1 protein-coding gene is annotated in these 2,421 nt (G+C 66.4%); it reads left to right on the top strand.

What is annotated here, in order from left to right:
* Nucleotides 1–532: 532 nt before the first annotated feature.
* Nucleotides 533–2,314, top strand: a complete 1,782-nt coding sequence (locus GWK61_RS54030; RefSeq protein ID WP_194922203.1) for a reverse transcriptase/maturase family protein — start codon at nucleotides 533–535, stop codon at nucleotides 2,312–2,314.
* Nucleotides 2,315–2,421: the final 107 nt, after the last annotated feature.

The raw sequence follows: 2,421 nt of genomic DNA on the forward strand, positions 1-2,421 counted from the left end.
GTGCGCCACGAGGCGCTCTGTTGTATCCCCAGTTCAGCTGGGAGGAACTTGGAAGGAGGTTCCTGGGCCAGATGACTTACCTGGATCCGAAAGGTGAAGGGGACAGCAGCATGTCAGGAAACCGGTGACCGGGCCCAGTCGTCAGGGGCGGTGCGCCGGGTGGCCCGCGCGATATGGCGAAGGCTGGATTGCTTGAAGCCCAATCCCCAGCGGATGCAAGTTCCCATCCGTCGGAAAGACGACCGTAACCGGCGTCAGGTTCTGCCCCCGTCTCGAAGCGTTGCCGGGGGCAACTTCCAGGGCCTGGAGCGATGCCCAGCGAGGGCATTGAAGGGGATGAGTGGGTCGCCTACGTCGCGCTATCTCGTGCAACAGAGACGAACGTGGGATCGCCTACGGGACGCGAGTCCTATGGCGACGGAGGCCTCGTAGTAGTCGTCGGAGTCACGACCGGCCGGGGAGGACGGGAAAGCCGTCCGCAGGGCGAAGGGGGCCAGGTGGTTCGGATTCCGATGGCCTGGAGGTATGCGTAATGCAGAGAGCCGAAACGGTGCTCGGGGTCCTGCGTGATCGCGGCATGCGCGGCCTGCCGTGCGATGAGCTGTATCGACAGCTGTTCAACCCGCAGTTGTATCTGTTGGCCTACGGGCGGATCTACGCCAACCACGGCGCGATGACGCCCGGGGCCACGCCGGAGACCGTGGACGGCATGTCCCAGATGAAGATCGGCCGGATCGTCGAGGCGATGCGTCACGAGCGCTACCGCTTCCATCCGGTGCGGCGGGTGCAGATCCCGAAGAAGAACGGGAAGATGCGCCCGCTGGGGCTGCCGACCTGGTCGGACAAGCTCGTCGGGGAGGTGGTGCGCCTGTTGTTGGAGGCGTACTACGAGCCGACGTTCTCCGATCGGTCGCACGGGTTCCGTCCCCGACGGGGCTGCCATACCGCGCTGCGGGAGGTGGCCTACACCTGGACCGGCACGGCCTGGTTCATCGAAGGGGACATCGCCGACTGCTTCGGGAGCCTGGACCATGAGGTCCTGCTGTCGATCCTCGGTGAGAAAATCCGTGACCAGCGGTTCCTGCGGCTGGTGCGCAACATGCTGACAGCCGGATACCTGGAGGACTGGAAGTGGGGAGCGACCCTCTCGGGTGCCCCGCAAGGCGGGGTGGCGTCCCCGATCCTGTCCAACATCTACCTGCACAAGCTGGACAAGTTCGTCGAGAAGGTTCTGATTCCGGAATACACGAAGGGGACTCGCCGAGCCCGCAGCCCGGCCTACCTGAAGCTGCAGACCCGGCTGGCCACGGCCCGCCGGCGCGGCGACCGCGACGAGGCCCGGCGGATCCGCCGGCTGATGCAGGCCATGCCGACCGCCGACCCGGACGATCCGAGTTACCGGCGGCTGCGCTACGTCCGCTACGCCGACGACCACCTGCTGGGCTTCACCGGACCCAAATCCGAGGCCGTGCAGATCAAAACGCGCCTGGCGGCGTTCCTGCGAGACGAACTCAAGCTGGAGCTGTCCGCCGACAAGACGCTGATCACCCACGCCCGCACCGGGGCGGCCCGGTTCCTCGGTTACGAGATCACCGTCCAGCACAACGACACCAAGCAGACCGGCCGCCGCCGAAGGGTCAACGGCCAGATCGCGCTGCGGGTGCCGAAGGACGTGATCAAGGCGAAGTGCCAGCCCTACCTCGCCCGCGGCAAACCCGCGAAGCGACCGGCCCTGAACAACAGCAGCGACCACGCGATCGTCGCCACGTTCGGGTCCGTCTATCGGGGCATCGTCCAGTACTACCTGCTGGCCGGAGACGTGTTCCGGCTGCACCGGCTGCGCTGGGTCATGGAGACCTCCATGCTCAAGACCCTGGCGGCCAAGCACCGCTCGACCGTGTCGAAGATGGCCGCGAAGCACAAGGTCAAAATCGACACGCCCAACGGGTCCCGGATCGCTTTCGAGGCCCGCATCGAGCGGCCCAGCAGGAAGCCGCTGGTGGCACGGTTCGGAGGGATTCCCCTGCACACCCAGCGGGCGGCCGAAATGGCCGACCGCGAACCGGTCCGCGTGGATTACCCGCAGAAGGAGTTGGTCGCCCGCCTGCTGGCGGACACCTGCGAGATCTGTGGATCCCGAGGAAACGTTCAGGTCCATCACATCCGGGCCCTGGCCGACCTCGCCCACGCCGGATGGCAACCGTCGGACTGGACGCGCGTCATGCTCGACAGACGACGCAAGACCGTCGTGGCCTGCGACGCCTGCCATGACCGCATCCACGCCGCACGACCAGCCAGATCCAACACGCCGTAACCACTGGAGAGCCGGATGACCGTAAACGGTCACGTCCGGTTCGGCGGGAGGCCGCGCGGAAAAAGGACCTGACCAGTTCAGGAACCTCGCCGCGCGGCCGACCCAAC

This window comes from Catenulispora rubra (genome assembly GCF_015356825.1).
Lineage (GTDB): Bacteria > Actinomycetota > Actinomycetes > Streptomycetales > Catenulisporaceae > Catenulispora > Catenulispora rubra.